At 67.1% G+C, this 20,234-nt stretch carries 16 protein-coding genes; 11 read left to right on the forward strand and 5 right to left on the reverse strand.

Annotation, left to right across the window (positions count from 1 at the left end):
* Positions 1-24: 24 nt before the first annotated feature.
* Positions 25-2,379: a TonB-dependent receptor gene (locus AC1RQG_RS24430; protein ID WP_493135440.1), complete on the reverse strand. Its 2,355-nt coding sequence runs from the start codon at positions 2,377-2,379 to the stop codon at positions 25-27.
* Between the two features lie 164 nt (positions 2,380-2,543).
* On the reverse strand, positions 2,544-2,933 hold the full coding sequence (locus AC1RQG_RS24435) for a DUF2946 domain-containing protein (RefSeq protein WP_493135442.1): 390 nt from the start codon (positions 2,931-2,933) through the stop codon (positions 2,544-2,546).
* 217 nt (positions 2,934-3,150) lie between these two features.
* Between AC1RQG_RS24435 and AC1RQG_RS24440 the strand changes: the two genes are divergently transcribed.
* The 3 genes from AC1RQG_RS24440 (at position 3,151) to AC1RQG_RS24450 (ending at position 6,472) form a co-directional block, all read left to right on the forward strand.
* The gene (locus tag AC1RQG_RS24440; RefSeq protein ID WP_493135444.1) at positions 3,151-4,128 is read left to right on the forward strand and encodes a CE1 family esterase; all 978 of its coding nucleotides are present in this window, start codon (positions 3,151-3,153) and stop codon (positions 4,126-4,128) included.
* A gap of 313 nt (positions 4,129-4,441) precedes the next feature.
* A complete protein-coding gene (locus tag AC1RQG_RS24445) occupies positions 4,442-5,431 on the forward strand; it encodes a L,D-transpeptidase family protein (protein ID WP_493135446.1) in 990 nt (329 codons plus the stop codon).
* A 75-nt stretch (positions 5,432-5,506) separates the two neighbouring features.
* Positions 5,507-6,472: a cation diffusion facilitator family transporter gene (locus AC1RQG_RS24450; protein WP_493135448.1), complete on the forward strand. Its 966-nt coding sequence runs from the start codon at positions 5,507-5,509 to the stop codon at positions 6,470-6,472.
* A gap of 8 nt (positions 6,473-6,480) precedes the next feature.
* Here the strand turns inward: AC1RQG_RS24450 and AC1RQG_RS24455 are convergent, their stop codons facing one another.
* A complete protein-coding gene (locus AC1RQG_RS24455) occupies positions 6,481-8,010 on the reverse strand; it encodes a S10 family peptidase (RefSeq protein ID WP_493135450.1) in 1,530 nt (509 codons plus the stop codon).
* 422 nt (positions 8,011-8,432) lie between these two features.
* Between AC1RQG_RS24455 and AC1RQG_RS24460 the strand changes: the two genes are divergently transcribed.
* A complete protein-coding gene (locus tag AC1RQG_RS24460) occupies positions 8,433-10,076 on the forward strand; it encodes a diguanylate cyclase domain-containing protein (protein WP_493135452.1) in 1,644 nt (547 codons plus the stop codon).
* A 30-nt stretch (positions 10,077-10,106) separates the two neighbouring features.
* On the opposite strand, the gene AC1RQG_RS24465 is transcribed toward AC1RQG_RS24460, so the two are convergent.
* Both AC1RQG_RS24465 and AC1RQG_RS24470 read right to left on the reverse strand, forming a co-directional pair.
* A complete protein-coding gene (locus AC1RQG_RS24465) occupies positions 10,107-11,714 on the reverse strand; it encodes a diguanylate cyclase (RefSeq protein WP_493135454.1) in 1,608 nt (535 codons plus the stop codon).
* 298 nt (positions 11,715-12,012) lie between these two features.
* A complete protein-coding gene (locus AC1RQG_RS24470) occupies positions 12,013-13,362 on the reverse strand; it encodes an MFS transporter (RefSeq protein ID WP_493135456.1) in 1,350 nt (449 codons plus the stop codon).
* Between the two features lie 129 nt (positions 13,363-13,491).
* On the opposite strand from AC1RQG_RS24470, the gene cyoA reads away from it, so the two are divergent.
* From cyoA to AC1RQG_RS24505, 7 genes are read left to right on the forward strand one after another with little or no spacing between them, the layout of a single operon-like run.
* Positions 13,492-14,499 (forward strand): ubiquinol oxidase subunit II, encoded by a 1,008-nt coding sequence (gene cyoA, locus AC1RQG_RS24475; RefSeq protein WP_493135458.1) that lies wholly within the window; start codon positions 13,492-13,494, stop codon positions 14,497-14,499.
* Positions 14,483-16,486, forward strand: a complete 2,004-nt coding sequence (gene cyoB, locus AC1RQG_RS24480; RefSeq protein WP_493135460.1) for a cytochrome o ubiquinol oxidase subunit I — start codon at positions 14,483-14,485, stop codon at positions 16,484-16,486. The genes cyoA and cyoB overlap by 17 nt, the downstream gene beginning before the upstream one ends.
* 1 nt (position 16,487) lies before the next feature.
* A complete protein-coding gene (gene cyoC, locus AC1RQG_RS24485) occupies positions 16,488-17,117 on the forward strand; it encodes a cytochrome o ubiquinol oxidase subunit III (protein WP_493135462.1) in 630 nt (209 codons plus the stop codon).
* Complete coding sequence (gene cyoD / locus AC1RQG_RS24490; RefSeq protein ID WP_493135464.1) at positions 17,114-17,533, forward strand: cytochrome o ubiquinol oxidase subunit IV; 420 nt, start codon at positions 17,114-17,116, stop codon at positions 17,531-17,533. The genes cyoC and cyoD overlap by 4 nt, the downstream gene beginning before the upstream one ends.
* Entirely contained in the window at positions 17,530-18,327 is a 798-nt protein-coding gene (locus AC1RQG_RS24495; RefSeq protein ID WP_493135466.1) for an SURF1 family protein, read from the forward strand. Before cyoD ends, AC1RQG_RS24495 begins: the two co-directional genes overlap by 4 nt.
* Positions 18,311-19,660: an ATP-binding protein gene (locus AC1RQG_RS24500; protein WP_493135468.1), complete on the forward strand. Its 1,350-nt coding sequence runs from the start codon at positions 18,311-18,313 to the stop codon at positions 19,658-19,660. The genes AC1RQG_RS24495 and AC1RQG_RS24500 overlap by 17 nt, the downstream gene beginning before the upstream one ends.
* On the forward strand, positions 19,650-20,186 hold the full coding sequence (locus AC1RQG_RS24505; protein ID WP_493135470.1) for a response regulator transcription factor: 537 nt from the start codon (positions 19,650-19,652) through the stop codon (positions 20,184-20,186). The genes AC1RQG_RS24500 and AC1RQG_RS24505 overlap by 11 nt, the downstream gene beginning before the upstream one ends.
* The last annotated feature ends 48 nt before the right edge of the window (positions 20,187-20,234 follow it).

Here is a 20,234-nt window from a genome sequence, read left to right on the forward strand (position 1 = left end):
ACGGCGGTTATTTGGGGCTTCCGTTCAATAGTCATATTTCAGGCTGGCGAACACGGTGCGTTGCGGGTACGGGTTCGGGTTGACGTAGTACTTGAAGTTGCCAAGGTTGTTCACGCCCAGCGCCGCCGACCAGCGTTCGTTCACGTTGTACAGCACCTTGGCGTCGAACACGCTGTAATGGCTGACGGCGCCATACACGTCGGGATTGACGTCGTTGTACTGGTGGGTGGCCGTATTGTAAAGCCCATTGTGCTGGCGGCCGCTGTAGCGGTAGCTGAGGCTGAGCGCCAGGCGCTCGGTGGCGTGGTAGGTGGCCACTAGGGTGGCGCGCCAGTCGGGGATGCGCGGCTGGTCGGTGTCCACCAGGCCGGGGTTGCGGCTGTCGGCCGTGATGGTGGAGCGGGTCCAGGTGGCGCTACCGTTCACGTCCAGGCCGCGCACCAGCCAGTCGCGCGCGTCGAACGCCTCCTCCACGCCGTAGGTGCGCACCTTGTCCACGTTCTGGATGCTCGAGATGTTGGGCGTGACGGTGACGTCGGACTGCGAGATCAGCGCGTCGCGCTTGGCCTCCCAGAACAGCGACGAGCGCAGGCTGGCGCGCTGGAAGTGGCGTTCGGCCACCAGTTCGCCCGACACCACGCGCTCGGGCTTGAGGTTGGGATCGTTCTGCTTGACGTTGTTGGGCAGGCTGATGACCTGGAAGATCTCGGCCACGGTCGGGTAGCGCACGGCCTTGCCCAGCGCGGCGCGCAGCGTCCAGTCGGCGCTGGCCAGCCAGGACAGGCCCAGCTTGGGCGAGACGTCGGTGCTGCTGCGGGCCGCGTAGTTCAGCTGCCGGTAGGCCGGCACGTTGGCCGCGTTGTAGTTGCTGCCGTCGAAGGCGCGCCAGTGCTCGGCGCGCGCGCCGGCCACCAGCCGCCAGGCCGGCGCCACGCGCCACGCGTCCTGCAGGTACAGCGCCTGCGTCTCGGTCTTGCCGTAGGAATCGCTGGAGGGCTGGGCCGCCGCCGCGCCATACAGCCAGTCCGACGGCACGGCCGACGTGACCGACTTGAGCGTGTAGCGGTCGACGTGGTAGCCGAAGCTGACGATGTGCGCGCTGCCGGCCGTGCCGTCGGCGCGCCAGGTGCCGCGCAGGTCGAGATTGCGCCAGCCGGTGCCGTCGGCCGCGGTGAGCGTGCCGGCCGGGCGCAGCGCGCCCGTGCCCGAATCGGTCAGGCTGGCCGTGTTGGCGGCGCTGCGGCTGCGGTCCATGTCCTGCGAATACAGGCTGGCGATGGCTTCCCAGTCCCAGGTGCCGCCCGTGTCGGACTTGAGCGACAGGCCGTGCATCAGGTGCCGGCTTTCGCTGTAGCCGGGCGAGGTGCCGGCCAGCGTGTAGTAGTTGCCGTCGCCGGCGAACTTGACGTACTTGCCCGCGCCACTGGCGGCCGTGTTGTAGACGGGATTGCCGGCGCCGTCGCGCAGGTAGGCGGCGACGTCGGTGTTCGACTTGTTCTGCCAGATGCCCAGCGTGTACATGGCGCGCACGGTGGGCGTGAGGTCGTAAGCGAGCTTGATCTTGTCGGTGTCCTGCACCGTGCGGTCGGCGCCGATGGCGCTGGTGATGACGCGCGCGTTGCCGCTGGTGTCGGTGTCGCGCAGTTCGCCGCTGACGGCCGTGTAGGCGGTGCCGGCCTTGGGGCTGGCCTTGGCGGCGGCGCCGAAGGTTTGCGGCTGGCCGTGGTTGTCGAGGTGGTCGGCCGTGATCCAGAACGACCAGGGGCCGCTCTTGTTGCCGATGGCGGCGCTGGCGTGGGAACCGTTGAAGTGCCGGCTGGTGCCGTACAGTTTGAAGTCCTGGCTGAACAGGTCGACGCCGGCGTGGGCCTCGAAGCGTTCCGGCATGTGGGTCGTCATCATCACCACGCCGCCGGCAGAGTTGCCGGGGTAGAGCGCCGAGAACGGGCCGTACAGCACGTCCACCCGTTCGATCTCCACCGGCGCCACCATGCCCCAGCGCGGCGCCGTGCTGAAGCTGTTGTTGAGGAAGTTGGACAGCAGCAGATCGTCCGCGTACACGGTGGTCTGCGCGCTGGAAACGGAGCTGTTGACGCGCATGACCAGGATGCCGTTGCGGTCGCCCGCGTAGCGTTCGCGCACGTGCATGCTGGGCAGGTAATTGAGCACTTCGGCGGTGGTGACGGCGTTGATGCTCGCCTCGATCTGGCTGGCCGTCACGGACTCCGTCGTGATGACGGGCGCCACGGTGGCGCGCTTTTCGCCTTTGATCACGATTTCCTGCAGGGCGCTGTCGAAGATGGCGTCGTCGGCCAGGGCGTAGGTGCAGGCGAAGGCCGCGAGCAGGGCCGCGGCGATGGGGGTGTGGTGCGACTTCATGGAAACCTTCCTTGGACTATCCGGGTTTGTTCTTGTACGGGACGCGGGCGCGGGCGCGCGGGCAGGGATCGCGCGCCGCCGCCGGGCTTGATGGGGCCATGGCGTGCGGGCGCGAACGGGCGGGCGGTGGCGCGATGCGCGCGCTCAGCCTGCGTCCGTGGGGATCAGATGGTGGCGGAAGGCGGGGCGCGCGGATGCGCCGCCGTCCAGATGGGCAGCGGGCGCGGTGCGTGGTAGAACAGGAAGGGATGGCTGTCCTGCGCGGTGAACGCGGGCAGGGTCAGGTCGGCGCCGGGCAGGGCCAGCGGGGCGCCGCCGTGGGTGAAACAGAACGGACAGTGGTCGAGGTGGGAGGTGTCGACGCCGGTGGCTGGCTGTTCCAGGCTCTGGCCCGTGTCCATGTCCACCAGTTTGGCGCCCGCCGTGCTGCAGATCTCCATCCAGCCGGCGCCGCGCGCGGCCGCGCGCGCGTGGGAGATCGACGGCGCGAACGCGGCGAACAGGATGGCCATGCAGGCGATCCAGGCGGCGAAAAGGCGAGTCGTACGTGTCATTCCCATTCGGCAATTATATCAGCGCGCTGTCGCGCAACCGGGCGCCGCAACCATCGCCGGATCAAGTGGGCAGCCGTTTGGTGTTGCGCCCGGACGCCATTTGGTGTGAACGCCCCGTGCGGGGCGGGCCGTTCGCGGCGCGGTGGCTGATTGCCCGTCGCCACGTTCTGTGGCAGTATCGCCGGAGCATATGGACCCAGGAAAGGCGCGTCATCCCGTGAAATCCATTCTGTCCCGAGCCGCCGCCGGCTTGCTGCTCGCTGGCGCGGCCCACGCGGCAGCCGCCGCCCAGATCACCTCCTACGAACTGGCCAGGCCCGAAGGCGCGCGCCACTATCTGCTGGCCACCCCGGACCAGCCCACCCAGGGGCGCCATCCGCTGGTCATCGTGCTGCATGGCCACGTCGGTTCGGCGGCCCAGGTGCTGGGGCGCGAGCGGATCGCCGCGCCAATGTCCATGTGGCTGCACATCGCCGACCGCGAACAGTTGCTGGTGCTGGCGCCGGACGGCATGCTGGGCAGCGACGGCAAAACGGGCTGGAACGATTGCCGCGCCGACGCCGTCTCCAATCCCCACGGCGACGACGTGGGCTTCCTCAACGCCCTGATCGACAAGGCCGTCGCCGAGTACCACGCCGATCCGGCGCGGGTGTACGTGATGGGCATGTCCAACGGCGGCATCATGGCGTTCCGGCTGGCCACCGAGAGCCCCGGCCGGCTGGCGGCCTTCGCCACGGTGGGCGCGTCGATGGCGGCCAAAAGCGCGTGCGCCGCGCCCAAGGCGCCCGTGTCGGCCCTGATCGTGGCCGGCACGGCCGATCCCATCGTGCCCTACGCAGGCGGCGACATCCGCTTCGCCATGCTGCGCCAGCGTGGCTCCGTGGTGCCGGTGGAGGAGGCGGTGGCCGGCTGGCGCCAGCTGGCCCGGCTGCCCGAGGCCGGCGTGTCGGTTGAGTTCCCGCACCGCGACGTGGCCGACGTCACGCGCGCCACCCGCACCACGTGGGGCGCCGATCCCCGCAAGCTGCAGGTGGCGCTGATCCGCGTGGACAAGGGCGGCCACACGGAGCCGAGCAAGGTCAAACGGCTGAAATGGATGTACCGCATGATGCTGGGGCCGCAGAATGGCGACGTGGAGATCGCCGAGGAGGCGTGGTCGTTCTTCCGCGACAAGCAGGCCGGTTTGCAGCCCTGATGGCATGGCCATGCCGCGCAGCGGGGGCGGGGTGGTTCGCGCCCGAGCGGCTGTTTTCTAAACACAGCGATTGCCGGCGAAAACACGCGGGAACGCGCTATCGCTTACTAAAATGACCATGCGGGAAACACTAAAGCCCACTAAAGCGCACTAAACAGCGCTACCTCAATAGCGTCGTTTAGTACGATTTCGTTCCATGGGGTGCGCACGATTGCCGCGCGCGCTGGCACCGGCCGGGTGTCCGATGTCATAATCTTGCCTCACGAAAATAGGCGGGCGCCGGCCCGCGCCCTGCCACCAAGAAGAACACCGCTTGAGAACACCTCGTCTTTTGTTGCCGCTGGCGGCCTGCCTCGCGCTGCCCTGCGCCGTGCTGGCCGCGCCCGATAAGCAGGCCGCCGCGCCCAACCCGGCCGCCATCAACCAGTTGCCCGCCACCGCCACCGTCGGCCCCCGCACGCGCGGCGCCAACGTGCTGCGCGCCCAGGTGCTGCTGGACCGCGCCCATTTCTCGTCCGGCGAGATCGACGGCAGCTACAGCCGCAATCTGCGGCTGGCCATCAGCGGCTACCAGAAGCTACACCAGCTGAAGGTGACGGGCGCCATCGACGCGGCCACCTGGGCGCTGCTGGCGCAGGACAAGGAGCCGGTGCTGGGCAGCTACGTCATCACCGCGCAGGACGCGGCCGGGCCGTACGCGGCGGCGCCGGCCAGCATGGCCGACAAGGCACGCTTGCCCGCGCTCGGTTACGCCAGCGCGGCCGAGGCGCTGGGCGAGCGTTTCCATTGCAGCCCGGCGCTGCTCAAGCGGCTCAACCCCGGCAAGCGCTTCAACCGCGCGGGCGAGCAGGTGGTGGTGCCCAATGTGCTGGCGGGCAGTCCCCTGCCCAAGGCGGCGGCACTGATGGTGGGGCGGGCCGATGGCACCCTCACGCTGCTGGACGCCGGCGGCACGCCGTTCGCCCAGTTCCCGGCCAGCACCGGCAGCGAGCACGATCCGCTGCCCTACGGCCAGTGGAAGGTGACGGCCGTGGTCCGCAATCCCGTCTACCGCTACGACCCCAAGCTGTTCTGGGACGCCAAACATAGCGACGCCAAGGCCATGATCGCCGCCGGTCCCAACAACCCGGTCGGCATGGTGTGGATAGAACTGAGCAAGAAGCATTACGGCATCCACGGCACGCCGGAGCCGGGCAACATCGGCAAGACCCAGTCGCATGGCTGCATCCGCCTGACCAACTGGGACGCGCTGGCCGTGGCCGGCGCGCTGGCGCGCGGCGCATCGGTGCTGCTGCAGGAATGACGGCCGCCGTCACGGCGGGCGCCATCCCGTCGTAAAATGGCGGCTGCATCAGCCCAACAACAAGAAAGACCCCCCATGAAATTTGACCAGATTGAAGACGACCAGGAAGAATCCCAGCACGGCATGCAGGAGCGGGCGGCGGCCGCCAGCCGCAGCACCTGGGTCAGCGTCGCCATCAATCTGGTGTTGAGTTGCACCCAGGTGGGCGTGGGCCTGTTCTCGCGTTCGCAGGGTTTGATCGCCGACGGTATCCACTCGCTGTCGGACCTGGTGGCCGATTTCGTGGTGCTGTTCGCCAGCCACCACAGCAAGAAGGACGCTGACGAGGACCACCCCTACGGCCACCAGCGTTTCGAGACGGCCGCCTCGCTGGTGCTGGGCCTGTTGCTGCTGGCCGTGGGCGTGGGCATGCTGTGGTCGGCCATCGGCAAGCTGCAGAAGCCGGAAACCATCGCCCAGGTCCACGTGTCGGCGCTGTGGGTGGCGGCCGTGGCGCTGGTGGCCAAGGAGACGCTGTTCCGCTACATGCTGGCCGTGGCCAAGCGCGTCAAGTCCAGCATGCTGGTGGCGAACGCCTGGCATGCGCGCTCGGACGCGGCGTCGTCGCTGGTGGTGGGCATCGGCATCGCCGGCAACCTGATGGGCTATCCCATCCTGGACCCGATCGCCGCGCTGATCGTCGGCTTCATGATCGCGAAAATGGGCTGGGAATTCGGCTGGGACGCGCTGCACGACCTGATGGACCGCGCCGCCGACGAACTGGAAGTGGAGGCGATCCGCAGCACGCTGCTGGAAACGCCGGGCGTGAGCGGCGTGCACGACGTGCGCACCCGCAAGATGGGCGACCTGATCGTGGTGGACGCCCACCTGGAAGTGGACGCCACGCTGACCGTGGAGCAGGGCCACGACATCGCCGTGGTGGCGCGCCAGCGCGTGCTGCAACGCCACCGCGTGCTCAATCTGATGACCCACGTGGACCCGTGGCGCCGGCCCGACCTCGACCACGCGCCGGCCGCCGGAGCGGCCGGCCGCGCAGGTTGATGTGCTGACTACAGGCCGTACAGCGCCTTGGCGTCGCGCTTGAACGCCTGGGCCGAGGCGTCGCGGCTGTAGAACATGTGGCCGCCCGGGTAGACCGACAGCCGCACCGCCGCGTTGCCCATCTTCGGCATCTGGTCGATGATCAGGCGCGAAGCGAAGTAGGGGCAGGCCAGGTCGTTATAGCCGTGCACGATCAGCACGCCCATGTGGGGATCGTTGGCGATCGCCATGCGCAGGTCGCTCACCGGCTTGTCCTTGCGGGTGCCGTCCCGGTCCCACGCCTTGTTCACGTCATACGACAAGGCGTTGTAGCGCGCCTCGGTCTTCCAGCCCACCTCGCGCGTGATGAAGTCCACCATGGCGCTGGTGGTGGGCGCGATCAGCGCCTCCAGAATCGGATCGCCCGACTTGCGCTCGGCCGACTCGGGGAACGGATCCCAGGCCGTCACGTTGGCGTCGTAGATCGAGCCGATCTTCTTGTCGGCGCGGTGCACTTCGCGCAGGAAGGTGCCGATGTCGAGGCGGCCGTCGAGCCGGCCCACCACCTGCGCGTCCACGCCCGTCAGGCCCGACACCTTGCCCACCAGGCGCGCGATGGCGGCCGGATCGGAGCGGCCCGCGAACAGGTCCAGCGCGTACTGCTGGCGCACATACGACTCCACTTCCTGCATGGCGGCCGGGGTCAGGCGGTGCTGGTTCTCCAGCTGCACGGCGGCCATCGACGGCAGATTGATCATCCACGGCAGCGGCGACAGGGCCGTGTCGTCGCCGATGGCGGCCGGGTCCAGGTACGGCGACACCATGATCAGGCCCTTCACGCCCACGCCCAGCTGCGTCTGCAGGTGGTAGGCGATGCGCGGCGCGCGGTAGCCGCCGTACGATTCGCCCATCACGAACTTGGGCGAGCGCAGGCGGCCGTTCTTGACCAGCCAGTCGTACACCACGCGCGACAGGTATTTGATGTCCGGCTCGGTGGTATAGAAATCGGCCTTGGTCTTGTCGGCGTCCTCCAGCGAGCGGCTGAAGCCCGTGCCCACCGGGTCGATGAACACCAGGTCGCTCATGTCGAGCCAGGTGGCCGCGTTGTCCTTCAGCTCCGACGAATCGGACGGCACGTTGCCGGCGTCGCCGAACTGCACGCGTTTGGGGCCGATGGCGCCCAGGTTCAGGTACACGGAGGCGGCGCCCGGCCCGCCGTTGAAGGCGAACGTGACGGGACGTTTGGCGTCCGCGCCCGGCACCACGTACGACGTGTACACCACCTCGGCCGTGACCTTGCCCTTGGCGTCGCGCACCTTGATGGCGCCCACGGTGGCGTCGTAATTGAGCACCTTGCCGTTCAGCGTGATGGATTGGTGGACCTTCTTGTCCTCGGACAGGGGCGGCAGCTCGATGTCGCTTTTGGCGTCGGCTTTCGCTTCCGGCTTGGCGGCCGGTTTGGTGTCCGCCGCGTGGGCGGGGGCGTGCAACCCCAGGCTGAACAGGCCAATCAGGATCAGGCTGGCGAGCGTCTGGGGGCGTGCGGGTGGATTGCGCATGGGCGTCCTTTTCAGTGGGTGGAAAATGAAGCGCAGCCAGTTTTGCCTAAAAATGACTATCGGGCAAGGTTTTTTCCGGGCCGCGCAAGCCCGGTCGTTCCATGATGTACGACTTCTGATAGATTGTCAGGGGGCATATATTATCAAACGAGCATCCATGCGGCCCGGCCACGCTGGCGGCGTGGCGCCGGCAGCTGGTTGTTGCCAATAGGCAACCGTGAGAATGTGCGTATATTCGCCGGAAGGGGAGCTGGTATGCTCAAATTGCTAGTCGCTCGATCGCGGATACTTGCAGTTCACGGCGCGCCGGGCCGGATGGGAGTACGATATGGACTTGCCAAGGCGAGGGAGCCGGACAGGGCCGGGCTGGGCGATTCTGGGCGCGCCTGGCCCCCACGCTGCGAAACCGACAAGGTGACCACATGGCGCAACCACTGCACATCGAACCGGCGCACACCACCGGCATACGCAGCCGGCGGCTGATCCTGATCGCGTGGCTGTTCTCGGCCATCATCGTGCTGGTCCTCATCTTCACCTACTACGGCATCGGCCTGTTGTCGGCCGGGCGCGCCTACGTGGGCGGCGAAGGCTTGTGGTCCAAGGCCCAGAAGGACGCCGTGTTCGCGCTGGGCCGCTACCGGCGCTACCACGAGCCGGCCGACTATGACACCTACCGCGCCGCGCTGGACGTGATCCTCGGCGACCGCCAGGCGCGGCTGGAGCTGGAGAAGCCCGAGCCGGACCTGGCGCGCGCGCGGGCCGGCTTCCTCCAGGGGCGCAACCATCCGGCCGATATCGACGGCATGATCGCGCTGTTCCGCCATTTCCGCCACATTCCCGACATCGACAAAGTGATCGGCATCTGGACCCGCGGCGACGCCATGATCGACGAGCTGATGCTGCTGGCCGGGCAGATACGGCACTCGGTGCAGCAGGGCGAGACCAACGAGCAGGTGGTGCTGGCCCAGTTGCACGCGCTGCACGCCATCAACCAGCGCCTGCGGCCGCTGGAGGACGAGTTCTCCTCCACGCTGGGCCAGGCCGCGCGCGCCACGGAGATCATCCTGCTGGCCGTGCTGTTCGCCGGCGTGGCGTTGCTGCTGGGCGCGGCGCTGCTGTTCTCGCGGCGCATGGTGCGGCAAAGCGAGCGCGTGGAAAGCGCGCTGCGCCATGGCGAGCAGCAGTTGCGCGGACTGCTGCGGTTCGCGCCGCTGCCCATCATCATCGTCCGCCTGTCGGACAACACCATCCTGTTCGCCAACGAGCACGCGCTCAGGCAATTCAAGCTGACGGCGGCCGGGCTGCCGCAGGCGCGGCCGGGCGACTTCTACCTGCGCGGCGAGGACCGCGACGCGCTGTTCGAGCATCTGCGCCAGCACCGCAGCGTGGCCGACTGGGAAGTGCGCATGCAGGACGCGCACGGCATCCCGTTCTGGGCCTCGATGTCGTCGCAGTGCATCAGCTACGACGGCCAGGAGTGCGTGCTGACGGCCCTGAACAACATCGAGCTGCGCAAGCGCGACCAGCAGGAATTGCAGCGGCGCGCCTTCTACGACGAGCTGACGGCCTTGCCCAACCGCGCCATGTTCATGCAGGCGCTCGACGCGCAGCTGGCGCGCAAGGAGGCCGACGGCGGCGGCTTCGCCCTCATGTTCATCGACGTGGACCGCTTCAAGATCATCAACGACGAACTCGGTCACGACGCCGGCGACAAGCTGCTGCAGGAGGTGGCCGCGCGGCTGACGGCCAACGTGCACGACACCGACATCGTGGCCCGGCTCGGCGGCGACGAATTCGTGGTGCTGGTGACGGAGAAGACCGACGCCGACGCCGTCAACCAGACGGCGCGCCGGATCATGGCGGCCATGGCGCCCAACTTCCATTTCGACCAGCACGAGATCAGCGTCACCATCAGCATCGGCATCAGCTGCTATCCGCACGATGGCACGGACCTGATCACGATGATGAAGAACGCCGACGTGGCCATGTACCGCGCCAAGGAGCGCGGGCGCAACAATTTCCAGTGGTACGGGGCGCCCCGGCAGCCGGCCAGGGCCGACGCCTGACCGGCAACGCCGCGCCGCGCGGCCAGCGGATCAGGCGCAGGCCACCACGGCGTTGCGGCCGCCCTGCTTGGCCTTGTACATGGCGGCGTCGCCCAGCATCAGCAGCTGGCGCGCGTCGTCCGCGTGGTCGGGGAAGAGCACCACGCCGATGCTCGACGAGATGTCGAGCAGCCGGCCGTCTTCCATCATGAACGGCATCGCCAGCACGGCGCGGATCTTCTCGGCCACGTTGACGGCGTCGCCCATGTCCTGCACGTCCGGCAGCAGCACCACGAACTCGTCGCCGCCGAGGCGCGACGGCGTGTCCGACGCGCGCAGGCAGGTGCGGGTGCGCGCGGCCACCTCCTTGAGCAGCCAGTCGCCGGCCTCGTGGCCGTGCTGGTCGTTGACCTGCTTGAACTTGTCCAGGTCGATGAACAGCAGGCCCACCTTGCGCCGCGCGCGCTTGGCCAGGGCGATGGCCTGCCGCAGGCGGTCGTCGAGCAGGCGGCGGTTGGGCAGGCCGGTCAGCAGGTCGTGGTAGGCCAGCTGGTCGAGCTGGCGCTGGATCTTCTTTTGCGCCGTGACGTCGTAGAACACGATCAGGCGGCTGTCGCTCTGCCCGGCGTCGTCCTCGATGGCGACGCTCTCGGCGATCACGGTGCGCACCTGGCCGTCCTTGCAGTGCACGTTCAGTTCGGTGGGCTGGAACGGCAGGGGGCCCTGGCGCGCGCTGTCGAGGCGCTGTTGCCAGGTGTCGAGCACCACGGCCCGGTAGGCCGGGTCGGGAAAGGCCAGGCGCCAGAACGCGTCCACGCTCGGGATGTCGTCCAGCGTGTAGCCGAAGCTGCGCACGAAGGCGGCGTTGAGGTAGGAGATGCGGCCATCCATGGTGCGCAGGGCCTTGGGGACGGGCGACAGCTCGATGATGGAGCGCAGCCGCTGCTCGCTGCGGGCCAGCGCCTGCGTGCGCTCGACCACCAGCTGCTCGACATCCTGGTACGCGGTGCGGGCGCGGTGCTCGGCCAGGCTTTGTTTCGCCAGCAGATTGGCGAAGCCGACCAGCATCGCCAGGATGGCCGGCACGCGCTGTTCGGCCACGATGGGCACTTCGGCCAGCGCCGCGAAGTAGCGCCCACGGTCGAAGCCAAACCGGGCGCACTGGTCCTCGAAGTAGTCCGGGTCCGGCGGCTGCAGGAAGAACTGGCCGATGAACAGATTGGCGATGTGCTGCCCCTCGACCACGATCGGGGAGGCGCAGTCGGTCAGGCCGTTGCCGCAGCGGTAGATCGCGTAGTTCTTGCCGTCCTCCAGCTGGCGCGACAGGCTGGTGTCGCTCTCCAGGCAGCGGCGCAGCGTGCCGTCGTTGTTGCGGTGGAATTCCGTGCACAGCCGTTGCCAGTGCGACGAGGCCAGCACCACGCCGTTGAAGTCGATGATGGCCACCGGCAGCCCGATCACCTCCAGGTAGCTGGCGAACACGTCGTTCATCTGGCTGAAATCGATCAGTTCGGCCAGCTTGATGTCGGCGCCCCGCGCCGCCTCGCTGGACGCCCGTGCTGTGTTCCACTTGGCGCGCAGCGGATCGCGCATCTGCTTCAGCTGCGACGGGCGTACGAACAGCAGCGGATGCTGCGTCAGGGACGAAGGCGGTTTCATGAAAGGGCTGGTGACTGCAGGTAGATTACAAATTGGAAGTCGCGAGAGTGTAGCGGATTTTCGGGCCCGCGCACCGCAAAATGGGATGCCCCTGTTGTTTGTGCGGTTATTCAGTTACACGGGGAAATGGCGGTGGCGCGAAGGGTGTAATTGCTTCCGGTTCAAGAAATTGATCCAAAATAAGATGTTGCATATAAACAACGGCGGCGTGGCGGGCCGGGCCTGCAAAGAAAAACGGGGAGGGCGCCCGTTGGACGTCCCTCCCCGTGGCGCGGGTGCGCCGCGGCGCGGTCGCGGCTCAGTCGCGAATCTCGAGCGCCCGGTTCAGGCTGAGCGCGGCCAGCGAGCCGACGGCGCCCGACAGCAGGTACAGGCTGACGTAGGCCAGCCCGAAGTGGGCCGACAGCCCCAGCGCCACCAGCGGCGCGAAGCCGGCGCCGACCAGCCAGGCCAGGTCCGAGGTCAGGGCCGCGCCCGTGTAGCGGTATTTGGCCTCGAAGTTGGCCGTCACGGCGCCGGCCGCCTGGCCGTAGGACAGGCCCAGCAGGCAGAAGCCGGTCAGGATGAACACGTTCTGGCCCAGCACGCCGCCATCCATCAGCATCGGCACGAAGCCGCTGAACACGCCGATCGCCACGGCCAGCGCGCCCAGCGTGCTGCGGCGCCCGAAGCGGTCCGCGATCAGGCCCGAGATCACGATGCCGACGGCGGCCAGCGCCGCGCCGCCCATCTGCAGCTGCAGGAAGTCGGCGATCGAGCGGCTCGAATACAGGTTGATCCACGACAGCGGGAACACCGTCACCAGGTGGAACAGCGCGTAGCTGGCCAGCGCGGCCAGCGCGCCGATCAGGATGTTGCGGCCCTGGCTGTGCGACATCTCGATCACATTGGTCGGCTCCAGCTCGCGCTCATCGAGCAGGCGCGAGTATTCGGTGGTCGACACCAGCCGCAGCCGCGCGAACAGGGCCACCACGTTGATGGCGAAGGCCACGTAGAACGGATAGCGCCAGCCCCAGTCGAGGAAGTCGGTGTTGTCGAGCGTGGACAGCAGGAACGAGAACAGGCCGGCGGCCAGGATGAAGCCGACCGGCGCGCCGAGCTGGCCCAGCATGGCGTACCAGCCGCGCTTGTTGGCCGGCGCGTTCAGCGCCAAGAGCGAGGGCAGGCCGTCCCACGAGCCGCCCAGCGCCACGCCCTGGCCCACGCGCAGCACCGACAGCAGCAAGATGGACAGCGGCCCCAGCGTGGCATAGGTGGGCAGGAAGGCGATGCCGGCCGTGGAGGCGCCCAGCAGCACCAGCGCCAGCGTGAGCTTGGTCTCGCGGTTGAACCGTTGTTGTATGTACATGAACGCCAGCGTGCCGAACGGGCGCGCGATGAAGGCGAAGGCGAAGATGGTGAAGGCGTACAGCGTGCCTGCGAGACGACCGTCGAACGGGAAGAAGATGGAGGGGAACACCAGCACGGATGCGATGGCGTAGACGAAAAAGTCGAAATACTCCGAGGCCCTGCCGATCACGACGCCGATGGCGATCTCGCCGGGGGCGATATGCCCGTCGCGCGAATTGATGTTGCGGGCGCCGCTGTCGGTGTGACGCGGAGGATAGTCGACGCGGCCATTGCCGCCGAAGGTAGTCGTATTTGCCATGGTTGTCGTCTCTTAGTCGTTTTGATAGACGGTCACGCCCGTGGGGGTGGGGCAAAGTGTCCAATCGCCAGAGCGAGCCGTTACCGTTACAGTAGCATGTTCTCCACTTTGTGTAACGCATAAAACCGCATGATATCTCCGACCGTTCGTCGCGGACTGATGCTGCTCCCCCTGCTGGCCATGGCCGGCTGTAATACGGTGGTGCTGAATCCTTCCGGTGACATTGCTGCTCAGCAGGGACACCTTGTCGTTGTCGCTACGCTGTTGATGCTGCTGATTATCGTTCCGGTAATCGCACTGACCCTCCTCTTCGCTTGGCGTTATCGCCAGAGCAACACCCAGGCCAAGTATGACCCGGACTGGGACCACTCGACCAAGCTGGAACTGGTGATCTGGGGCGCGCCCCTGCTGATCATCATCGTGCTGGGCCTGCTGACCTGGATCAGCACCCACCTGCTCGACCCGTTCCGTCCGCTCAGCCGCATCGACGCCAACCGCCCCGTGGCCGCCGACGTCAAGCCGCTGGTGGTGCAGGTGGTGGCGCTGGACTGGAAGTGGCTGTTCATCTATCCGGAGCAGGGCATCGCCACGGTCAATGAGCTGGTGACCCCGGTCGACGTGCCGGTGCGCTTCCAGATCACCGCCTCGACCGTGATGAACGCGTTCTACATCCCCGCGCTGGCCGGCCAGATCTACGCCATGCCCGGCATGCAGACCACGCTCAACGCCGTGATCAACAAGCCCGGCGAGTGGGAAGGCTTCTCGGCCAACTACAGCGGCGCCGGTTTCTCGCACATGCGCTTCAAGTACCGCGGCGTGAGCCAGGCCGAGTTCGGCGACTGGATCAAGTCGGCCAAGTCCGCCGGTGGCGAACTGACCCGCGCCAACTACCAGCAGCTGGCCGCGCCCAGCGAGCGCGAGCCGGTGCGCCACTACGGCGGCGTCGAAGCCGAACTGTTCGACCGCGTCGTGAACCGCTGCGTGGCCAATGGCAGCACCTGCATCGCCGCCCAGATGGCCGCCGACGCGCAAAAGAACGCCGCCCCTGAAAAGGATGGCCGCGTGGCCCTGAACGGCGCAGAGATTTGCGTTACCCCTCCTACTTCGCAGAAGACCGACAATGCAAGACCATACTGACCTGACCAAGCTCCTACTCGGCCGGCTGAGCTGGGATGCGATTCCGTTCCATGAGCCCATCCTGCTCGGCACCTTCATCATGGTGGCGCTGGGCGGCGTGGCCGTCCTCGGCCTGATCACCAAATTCCGCCTGTGGGGCCCCCTGTGGCGCGACTGGGTGACCAGCATCGACCACAAGAAGATCGGCATCATGTACATGATCTTCGGCCTCGTGATGCTGCTGCGCGGCTTCGCCGACGCGCTGATGATGCGCGCCCAGCAGGCGCTGTCGTTCGGCGACGCCAACGGCTTCCTGCCGCCGCACCACTACGACCAGATCTTCACCGCCCACGGCGTGATCATGATCTTCTTCGTCGCCATGCCCTTGGTGACGGGCCTGATGAACTACGTGGTGCCGCTGCAGATCGGCGCGCGCGACGTGGCCTTCCCGTTCCTGAACAACTTCTCGTTCTGGATGGCGGTGTTCGGCGGCGGCCTGACCATGGTCTCGCTGTTCGTGGGTGAATTCGCCCGCACCGGCTGGCTCGCCTATCCGCCCCTGTCGGGCATCCTGGCCAGCCCCGACGTGGGCGTGGACTACTACATCTGGTCGCTGCAGATCGCCGGCGTCGGCACGCTGCTGTCGGGCGTGAACCTGATCGTCACCATCGTCAAGATGCGCGCGCCCGGCATGACCATGATGAAGATGCCCGTGTTCACCTGGACCGCGCTGTGCACCAACGTGCTGATCGTGGCCGCCTTCCCGGTGCTGACGGCCGTGCTGGCCATGCTGTCGCTGGACCGCATGTTCGGCACCAACTTCTTCACCAACGACCTGGGCGGCAACGCCATGATGTACGTGAACCTGATCTGGATCTGGGGCCACCCCGAGGTCTACATCCTGGTGCTGCCGGTGTTCGGCATCTTCTCGGAGGTGGTGTCCACCTTCTGCAGCAAGCGCCTGTTCGGCTACACCTCGATGGTCTACGCGACCGTCGTGATCACCGTGCTGTCCTACCTGGTGTGGCTGCACCACTTCTTCACCATGGGGTCGGGCGCCAGCGTCAACTCGTTCTTCGGCATCACCACGATGATCATCTCGATCCCGACCGGCGCCAAGATCTTCAACTGGCTGTTCACCATGTACCGCGGCCGCATCCGTTATGAGCTGCCGATGATGTGGACCGTGTCGTTCATGATCACCTTCGTCATCGGTGGCATGACCGGCGTGCTGCTGGCCGTGCCGCCGGCCGACTTCGTGCTGCACAACTCGCTGTTCCTGATCGCCCACTTCCACAACGTCATCATCGGCGGCGTGGTGTTCGGCCTGTTCGCCGGCATCAACTACTGGTTCCCGAAAGCCTTCGGCTACAAGCTCGACAGCTACTGGGGCAAGTGGTCGTTCTGGCTGTGGAGCATCGGCTTCTACCTGGCCTTCATGCCGCTGTACGTGCTGGGCCTGATGGGCGTGACCCGCCGCATGAGCCACTTCGAGGATCCTTCGCTGCGCATCTGGTTCGTCCTGGCCGCCATCGGCGCCGTGATGATCGCCGGCGGCATCGGTTCGATGCTGATGCAGTTCTACGTGAGCTACAAGAACCGCGCCGCGCTGCGCGACGTGACCGGCGACCCATGGGGCGGCCGCACGCTGGAGTGGTCGACCTCGTCGCCACCGCCGGACTACAACTTCGCGTTCACGCCGCTGGTGCACGACAACGACACCTGGGCCGACATGAAGAAGAACGGCTACCAGCGTCCGCTGAAGGGCTTCGTCGACATCCACATGCCGAAGAACACCGGCGCCGGCTTCATCATCGCCGCCCTGAGCGCCGTGGTGGGCTTCGCCCTGATCTGGAACATGTGGCTGCTGGCCGGCGTGGGCTTCGTCGCGATGATGGCCGCCATCATCACCCACACGTTCAATTACAACCGCGATTACCACATCAAGGCGGACTATGTGACCCGCGTTGAGAACGATCGCACCCGTCTGCTGGAAAGTGCTGCCTGAGATGAACGCTAATATCCCTGCCGGCGCCATGAGCGCCGACCCGAGCGCGCGTTACCACGTGCTCGAGCACCACCCGGAAAACGGCACGCTGCTCGGTTTCTGGATCTACCTGATGAGCGACTGCCTGATCTTCGCCTGCCTGTTCGCCGCCTACGCTGTGCTGGGCCGCAACTACGCGGGCGGCCCGTCGGGCGCCGAGATCTTCGAACTGCCCGTGGTGGCGCTGAACACGGCGTTCCTGCTGCTGTCGTCGATCACCTACGGCTTCGCCATGCTGACCATGGCCAACAAGCAGAAGGGCGCCACCCTGGTGTGGCTGGCCATCACCGGCGTGCTCGGCGCCTGCTTCCTGACCCTGGAACTGCAGGAGTTCGCGCACCTGATCGCCGAAGGCGCCGGTCCGCAGCGCAGCGGCTTCCTGACCTCGTTCTTCGCGCTGGTCGGCACCCACGGCCTGCACGTGACGTTCGGCATCGTCTGGCTGGTCACGCTGATGTTCCAGGTCGTCAAGCACGGCCTGACGCCCGAGAACGGCCGCCGCCTGATGTGCCTGTCGATGTTCTGGCACTTCCTGGACGTGGTCTGGATCGGCGTGTTTACCTTTGTCTACCTGATGGGAGTGCTGCCATGAGCGACCACAATCACCACGGCCACGGCCACGACGGCCACGGCCACCATGGTCACGACGACCACGCCAGCCACGGCAGCCTGAAGACCTACGCGATCGGTTTCATCCTGTCCGTGATCCTGACGGCGATCCCGTTCTGGATGGTGATGCACAAGGTGTTCGACAAGTCGAGCACCACCGCCTTCGTCATCCTGGCCATCGCGGCGGTGCAGATCGTGGTCCACATGGTCTACTTCCTGCACATGAACGCGAAGGCGGAGGGCGGCTGGAACATGCTGGCGCTGCTGTTCACGACCATGCTGCTGGTGGTCATGCTGAGCGGTTCGATCTGGGTCATGTACCACCTGAACCACAACATGATGCCTGGCATGGCCCAGGACGTGGGCACGGTCGTGCAGAAAATGCGCGACATGCCATGATGGAAACTGCCGGACGGCGGGGCCGGCCCGCCATGCGCCTCGCATGGCTGGCCGGCGCCGCGCTGATGTGCGCCGGTTTCCTGGCGCTGGGCTGCTGGCAGTTGTGGCGCCTGCAATGGAAACTGGACCTCATCGACCGGGTCAACCAGCGCGTGCATGCGGCGCCGGTGCCCGCGCCCGGCCCCTCCCTGTGGCCGCACCTGTCGGCCACGGGCGACGAATACCTGCGTATCTCGGCGGCCGGCACCTGGCTGGCCGCCTACTCCACCCGCGTCCAAGCCTCCACCGAGCGGGGCAGCGGCTTCTGGCTGCTCACCCCCCTGTGCCGTCCCGACGGCACCATCCTGCTGATCAACCGTGGCTTCGTGCCGGCCCGTCCCGGCGACTACGCGCCCGCCGCGCCCGCGCGCGCCACGCCCGACGCCTGCCGGCCCCATGGCGCGGGGCCCGACGACGCGGCCGTCACCGGCCTGCTGCGGCTGTCCGAGCCGCGCGGCAGCGTGCTGCGTTACAATGACGCCGCCACCAGCCGCTGGTACTCGCGCGATGTGGACGCCATCGGCGCAGCGCACCGCCTGCGCCGCGTGGCCCCGTATTTCGTCGACGCCGAGGCGGCTGCGGGCGGCGCCACGCCCGATGGCGAGCACCCCGTGGGCGGGCTGACCGTGATTTCCTTCCGCAACGACCATCTGGTGTATGCGCTCACCTGGTTCGCGCTCGCCCTGATGGCATTGGGCGCCTGCCTGTTGCTGACGCGAGACAAATGGAAACGCCGTGATGGAGAAAAGACATGATGGTCGGGCCCGGGAAACCGGCTTGACCGAGCGCTGGAACGCCGCCATGAGCGGGCCCCGCGCGCCCGGACATAAAAACATGCTGTTGCTGATCCAGCTGCGCTGGATCGCCGTGGCGGGGCAGGTGACGACGATCGTCATCGCCGCCATCGTGTTCGGCGTGCAGCTGCCGCTGCCCTACATGCTGGAAGTGGTGGCCTGCCTGGTCGGCTTCAACGTCGCCAGCCACCTGCGCTGGAGCGAACAGCAGGAGGTCACCAACAGCGAACTGTTCCTGTCGCTGCTGGTGGACGTGATCAGCCTCACGGCCCAGCTCTACCTGAGCGGCGGCACCAACAACCCGTTCGCCTTCCTCTACCTGTTGCAGGTGATCCTGAGCGCCGTGCTGCTGCGCGGCTGGGCCACCTGGATCATCGTGCTGGCCACCAGCGTGTGCCTGGCCGGGCTGGCCCTGTTCGCCAAGCCGCTGCCGCTGCAACTGGACCACAGCCGCGGCATCTTCAGCCTGTACGTGCAGGGCCTGCTGCTGTGCTTCGCGCTGGACGCGGCGCTGCTGGTGTTCTTCATCCGCCGCATCACCAACAACCTGCGCGCCGGCGACGCCAAGCTGGCCGCGCTGCGCCAGCGGGCCGCCGAGGAGGAGCACATCGTGCGCATGGGCCTGCTCGCCTCGGGCGCCGCGCACGAACTGGGCACGCCGCTGGCCACCTTGTCCGTGATCCTCGGCGACTGGCGCCGCATGCCCGCCGTCAGCAAGAATCCCGACCTGCTGGACGACATCACGGAGATGCAGACCCAGCTCCAGCGCTGCAAATCCATCGTCAGCGGGATTCTGCTGTCGGCCGGCGAGGCGCGCGGCGAATCGTCGGTGCGCACCACCATCCACACCTTCCTCGACCAGCTGACGGCCGATTGGCGGGCCAGCCGCCCGGTCGCCGCGTTCGACTATTACAACCGCATCGGCGAGGATCTGCCGGTGGTGTTCGACTCGGCCCTCAAGCAGATGATCTGCAACGTGCTCGACAACGCGCTCGAAGCGTCGCCCGAGTGGCTGAGCTTCGTCGCCACGCGCGAAGGCGACATGCTGGTCATGTCCGTGTCCGACAGCGGCCCCGGTTTCGCGCCCGAGATCCTGGCCCAGTTCGGCAAGCCCTACAATTCGAGCAAGGGCCGGCCCGGTGGCGGGCTGGGCTTGTTCCTGGCCGTGAACGTGGCCCGCACGCTGGGCGGCACGGTCGAAGCGCGCAACCGGCCGCAAGGCGGCGCGTCGGTGCAAATGCGGCTGCCGCTGGCCGCGCTGCTGTTGGAAGAGGAGTCGGCCGATGCCGAATGAACGACTGTTACTGATCATCGAAGACGACGCCGCGTTCGCGCGCACCCTGAGCCGCTCGTTCGAGCGGCGCGACTACACGGTGCTGCTGGCCGCCAACCAGGAGGAGGCGGCCGCGCTGCTGGAGCAGCACAACCCCGGCTACGCCGTGGTCGACCTCAAGCTGAAGGGCAACTCCTCGGGGCTGGCCTGCGTGCAGATGCTGCACCAGCACGACGAGGACATGCTGATCGTGGTGCTGACCGGCTTCGCCAGCATCAACACGGCGGTCGAGGCGATCAAGCTGGGCGCCTGCCAGTACCTGGCCAAGCCGTCCAACACGGACGACATCGAAGCCGCCTTCGGCCACGTGGCCGGCAGCGCGGAGATCGAAGTGACGGCCCGCTCCACGTCGATCAAGACGCTGGAGTGGGAGCGCATCCACGCCGTGCTGGCCGAGACCGACTTCAACATCTCCGAGACAGCGCGCCGCCTCGGCATGCACCGGCGCACGCTGGCGCGCAAGCTGGAAAAGCAGCGGGTGAAGTAGACAGACCTGAAATTCGGTATTCGCTGTAACAATTCCAATTCGGTGTCA

The sequence above is a fragment of the Rugamonas sp. GW822-FHT03B10 genome (assembly GCF_058801745.1).

Excerpts from the sequence above, each read along its gene's own strand:
- AC1RQG_RS24430 (WP_493135440.1), bottom strand. The coding sequence starts at position 2,379 with ATGAAGTCGCACCACACCCCCATCGCCGCGGCCCTGCTCGCGGCCTTC.
- AC1RQG_RS24435 (WP_493135442.1), bottom strand. The coding sequence starts at position 2,933 with ATGACACGTACGACTCGCCTTTTCGCCGCCTGGATCGCCTGCATGGCC.
- AC1RQG_RS24450 (WP_493135448.1), top strand. The coding sequence starts at position 5,507 with ATGAAATTTGACCAGATTGAAGACGACCAGGAAGAATCCCAGCACGGC.
- AC1RQG_RS24455 (WP_493135450.1), bottom strand. The coding sequence starts at position 8,010 with ATGCGCAATCCACCCGCACGCCCCCAGACGCTCGCCAGCCTGATCCTG.
- AC1RQG_RS24460 (WP_493135452.1), top strand. The coding sequence starts at position 8,433 with ATGGCGCAACCACTGCACATCGAACCGGCGCACACCACCGGCATACGC.
- AC1RQG_RS24465 (WP_493135454.1), bottom strand. The coding sequence starts at position 11,714 with ATGAAACCGCCTTCGTCCCTGACGCAGCATCCGCTGCTGTTCGTACGC.
- AC1RQG_RS24470 (WP_493135456.1), bottom strand. The coding sequence starts at position 13,362 with ATGGCAAATACGACTACCTTCGGCGGCAATGGCCGCGTCGACTATCCT.
- cyoA (WP_493135458.1), top strand. The coding sequence starts at position 13,492 with ATGATATCTCCGACCGTTCGTCGCGGACTGATGCTGCTCCCCCTGCTG.
- cyoB (WP_493135460.1), top strand. The coding sequence starts at position 14,483 with ATGCAAGACCATACTGACCTGACCAAGCTCCTACTCGGCCGGCTGAGC.
- cyoC (WP_493135462.1), top strand. The coding sequence starts at position 16,488 with ATGAACGCTAATATCCCTGCCGGCGCCATGAGCGCCGACCCGAGCGCG.
- cyoD (WP_493135464.1), top strand. The coding sequence starts at position 17,114 with ATGAGCGACCACAATCACCACGGCCACGGCCACGACGGCCACGGCCAC.
- AC1RQG_RS24495 (WP_493135466.1), top strand. The coding sequence starts at position 17,530 with ATGATGGAAACTGCCGGACGGCGGGGCCGGCCCGCCATGCGCCTCGCA.
- AC1RQG_RS24500 (WP_493135468.1), top strand. The coding sequence starts at position 18,311 with ATGGAGAAAAGACATGATGGTCGGGCCCGGGAAACCGGCTTGACCGAG.
- AC1RQG_RS24505 (WP_493135470.1), top strand. The coding sequence starts at position 19,650 with ATGCCGAATGAACGACTGTTACTGATCATCGAAGACGACGCCGCGTTC.